5 protein-coding genes and 1 pseudogene are annotated in these 3,611 nt (G+C 67.8%); 4 read left to right on the top strand and 2 right to left on the bottom strand.

From position 1 onward, the window contains the following. A pseudogene (locus ACZ4Z5_RS33245) lies at positions 1 to 275 on the bottom strand (NlpC/P60 family protein); the annotation flags it as partial. Positions 276 to 308: 33 nt separating this feature from the next. Then, positions 309 to 740: a helix-turn-helix domain-containing protein gene (locus ACZ4Z5_RS33240; RefSeq protein ID WP_468269998.1), complete on the bottom strand. Its 432-nt coding sequence runs from the start codon at positions 738 to 740 to the stop codon at positions 309 to 311. A gap of 224 nt (positions 741 to 964) precedes the next feature. On the opposite strand from ACZ4Z5_RS33240, the gene ACZ4Z5_RS33235 reads away from it, so the two are divergent. The 4 genes from ACZ4Z5_RS33235 to ACZ4Z5_RS33220 all read left to right on the top strand — a co-directional run. Continuing rightward, positions 965 to 1,351: a hypothetical protein gene (locus ACZ4Z5_RS33235; protein WP_468269996.1), complete on the top strand. Its 387-nt coding sequence runs from the start codon at positions 965 to 967 to the stop codon at positions 1,349 to 1,351. Further along, positions 1,348 to 1,668 carry a hypothetical protein gene (locus ACZ4Z5_RS33230; RefSeq protein WP_468269994.1) on the top strand — a complete coding sequence of 107 codons (321 nt, stop codon included), beginning with the start codon at positions 1,348 to 1,350 and terminating at the stop codon, positions 1,666 to 1,668. The genes ACZ4Z5_RS33235 and ACZ4Z5_RS33230 overlap by 4 nt, the downstream gene beginning before the upstream one ends. 11 nt (positions 1,669 to 1,679) lie before the next feature. Next, positions 1,680 to 2,465 carry a hypothetical protein gene (locus tag ACZ4Z5_RS33225; RefSeq protein ID WP_468269992.1) on the top strand — a complete coding sequence of 262 codons (786 nt, stop codon included), beginning with the start codon at positions 1,680 to 1,682 and terminating at the stop codon, positions 2,463 to 2,465. Continuing rightward, a partial coding sequence (locus ACZ4Z5_RS33220) for a hypothetical protein (RefSeq protein WP_468269990.1) occupies positions 2,462 to 3,611 on the top strand: 1,150 nt, incomplete at its 3' end. The genes ACZ4Z5_RS33225 and ACZ4Z5_RS33220, both read left to right, overlap by 4 nt.

The raw sequence follows: 3,611 nt of genomic DNA, 5'->3' as shown, positions 1-3,611 counted from the left end.
TTGGCCTCGGAGATGGTGTCGCGGCTGGTCTGGAACTTCGACTCCTGCCAGAGCTGGGCTGCCATGAGGGGCGGGGTGAGCTCGGGGTGCTTGCACTCGGAGGAGGCCTTGAGCAGCCACGGCCGGAATTCCTCGGGCACTCCCTTCAGCCCCCCTTTGCTGCCGGCTGGTACGGCGATGCTCGCGCCGGTGTCGGCGAGCACGGCCGCTATCAAGGCGAAAGCCGCCGCCAGGACGAGGGCGACGGCCATCGCAACGTATTTGAGCAGCTTCACCCGCGCCCCCCTGTGCGGTTCATCCATGTCCCCCTAGTGCCGCTTGCGGCCGGATGTCCGTTCCTTCACTCGCTCGCGCATGCTTTCCCTGGATGCCTGGTGTGCGCCGAGCCACTGGTCAAGGGTCAGGCCGTAGGCCGTCGCCCACGCCTGCGGTGAGCGAACGCCCCCGGTGCCGCGTTCGACGCGGGAGACCATCTGCCGCACCGCCCCGACCCGCTCGGCGATCTGCGCCTGGGTCAGTCCCAGTCGGCGACGCACTTCCCGCAGGGGCGGGACACCGCGGGTCGGCGTGATCAGGTCGGTGGTATCGACTCCGAGCGCCTCGGCGAGGGCTGTGACGACCCGGGGCTGCGGCTCGTGCCGGCCTGACTCCGCCGACCGGACCGTGTTGGGGCTGACGCCGGCGGCGGCCGCCAGGTCTTCGACGCACACGCCGGACCGGAGGCGAATGGCACGTGCCACTGTGCCGTCGAAGGGGGACACCCATGACCTCCGCGAATGTAAACACTGCCACTCAGCTGTCGTGAGCAAGTCACGGTAGCCTCTGTAGTCCCACAGGCCCAAGCTTGCATGTGGACAGGGGGAGTTGCGAAGTGGGTGTCCGTGATGTGACGTCAACCATTGAGCAAAACAGTCAGGTTGGCCCCAGATACGCCTTGATCCCCGTTCACGGATACGGCATTGCGGTGGCAACCGTCGTTCGCATGCTCGACCCGGACAGCTCCGGGAGGACAGCCCGGATCCTGAACCCGGGCGAAGCAGTGCCGCTGGGAGCACAGCCGGTGCTGCTGGCGGAGACCACCGTGTACGGCGCGGTGTGCGTGGAGCGCATGCTCAGGGCCTGGAGCCCGCAGATCCCCCGCCCCTGGCTCGTCCTGGTCTCCGACGCCCCCGCCCCTCCCGCCCCGGCGGCCCGTTACCGGTTCCGCGCCCTGGAGGCCCGCCTGGCCGGCGTGGCCCGGCTGCCGTACCTCCCGAGCCTGCGCGCGGTCGAAGGCGCCGACGAGGCCATGCAGCACAAAGACGTGAAGACCGCGGCCGCCGCCCTGCGCCGCCAACTCGAAGGGAAATGATCACCATGAATCTGGTCGCGCTGGCCGTGACGCTCGCGGACAAGAAGCCGGAGGGCGGGGGCGGCCTCATTCCGAATGCCAAGCCGACCCCGATTCCCGGGGTGGACGGCACCGTCGCCGAGCTGTTCGGCTACGGCCTGTGGCTGCTCGCCCTGGCCGGCGCCGCTGCGGTCGGCTTCGGCGTCTACAAGCTCGCCGTCTCGGACAAGTCCCGGAACGGCGGCGGCTCGGAACCGTTCAAGTGGATGGGCGGCGGCATCGCGGCGCTGCTGCTGTCCGGTTCGCTGATCGCCATCATCAACGGGATTGCGAGCTGACCGTGGCGCCGATGACCAAGTCGCACCGAGCCATGATGTGGGGCGCCAGCAGCGTGGCCGCTGTCATGCTCGCGCTGACCGGCTACCTCGCCTTCAGCGGCGACGAGGACCCTGCCGCGGCACGGGGGAAAGGGGACGGGGGTGCCACGACCGTGTCGCCGTCCTCACCCGCACCCACCTACGCGCCCCCGGACGACTGGACGGAACCCGAGCGGTGGGCAGCACTTCCTCGAGGGGCGCGCACCGACAAGCAGGGCAATCCGGTCGGCTTCCCACACAGCACCAATGGGGCCGTGGCGATGCTGGTCGCAGGCAACAGCACTGCCATCGAAGGCGACCGGAGCATGGTGGCGGAACAAATTGGCCTCTACGAGTCCTACGTCTCCCAAGCCGACCGCAGCGCCGTGAACGCTGACAAGGTGGAGCTCAGGGCTGCGCAGGCGGACAAGAAGTTCCGTCGGGAGCTTGGACTTCCCGCCGAGGGCGAATGGCCTTCGGGGGCGTACGTGCGCACTCACGTGGTCGGCTTCAAGGTCATCAAGGAGTCAAAGGACGAAGTCAGCGTGTGGCTGCTGTCCCAGGTCGCCATGAAGGCCGGGGAGACTGTCGCGGAGAAGGCGTCCTACACGCGCACCCTGCTGGCCGCCCGGTGGGAGGACGGTGACTGGAGGCTGTCCGGTGAGGCGATCATCCGCGCTGTGCAAGAGACACGAGGGAAGTGGAAGCCGGGGATGGGGGCACCTGGCGACACACGGTTCAATCGCGAGGGATGGACCGCCATCCGTGAGGCCTCGTGAGGCGTCTCGTCGCCCTACTGCTCGCTCTGACCGCGGCCTTCTGTGTTCTGTCCCCCTCTCCCGCGGCTGCCGATGATCCTCCTGGACCGATCGCGGGCAGTGTGGACGTCGTCTGCGAAGTCGCCTTCGGAGTCGTCGGCGGTCTCATCGCAGACGCTATTGCTGGTGGGGATCTATGCGAGGAGATCGGCAAGAAGACCGAAGCGAAGGTTAGGAAGGAGTTCGACGGAGTCTGGAAGTCCGTCCTGGGCGACTTCCTCGTCTCTGCTCAGGACGTCGCCAAGTACGTCCTGAAGAAGACCTTCACCGTGGCGCTGGCGGGGCCATCTCTCGACCTACGGGCCACCGGCCTATTCGGCCAGAACGCCACGCTGGCCGGCATGTTGGTGTGGCTGGGCTGGGTGATCGCCACGTTCGGCTTGATGTGGCAGCTAGGGAAGATGGCCGTCACCGGTCAGATGAAATACGCGGGGCAGGCCCTGGTGGGCTGGGTGCAGAACGCCCTGTTGACCGGAATCGGTGTGACGATCGTCGCTTCGCTCCTGGCCTTGGGCGACGCGCTGACCACCGGGCTGGTCGATGCCACCTTCGACGATGATGGCTTGGCGGTCGAACGGATCATCGCGGTGCTGGTGCCGCAGTCCATTTCGAACCCCGCCTTCGTGGGCGGCATCGTCCTCATATTGCTGTTGGTCGGCTTCATCCAGATGGTGCTGGTCTTCCTGCGGCAGTCCGCCATTCCGATCCAGTGCATGCTGCTGCCCATCGCGGGTGCTGGCCGGGTCGGTGGCGAGGCCACTCGCCAGTGGGCACCGCGGCTGATCACCAGCATCCTCGTCGCCATTGCCTACAAGCCCATTCTGGCCGTCATCGTCTGCATCGGCTTTGCCGAGTTCGGGCACTCGCAGACTCTGTCGGAGTGGCTGCGCGGCGTCGCGACCTTGATCCTCGGCATCCTCGCGCCGGGGCCGCTCACGCGGCTGTTCGCCCCGCTGGGGGCCGAGATGGGAGCTGGCATCTCTGCCGGAGGGGCCCTCGGTGCCGCCGCGAGCATCGGCTCCTACTTCGAGTCGCGCCGAGAGGACAAGTCCGGCGGCGATCAGGGCCCTGAGCCCACCACCCCGGTGCAGCAGGCCCAGTACCTCC

The organism is Streptomyces sp. NPDC030222 (assembly GCF_055573115.1).
The sequence above is the reverse complement of the archived record's forward strand: the minus strand, read 5'-3'. Positions and strand labels throughout refer to the sequence as shown.

Coding starts and splice junctions, on each gene's coding strand:
- ACZ4Z5_RS33230 (WP_468269994.1), top strand. CDS start 1,348: ATGATCACCATGAATCTGGTCGCGCTGGCCGTGACGCTCGCGGACAAG.
- ACZ4Z5_RS33225 (WP_468269992.1), top strand. CDS start 1,680: ATGACCAAGTCGCACCGAGCCATGATGTGGGGCGCCAGCAGCGTGGCC.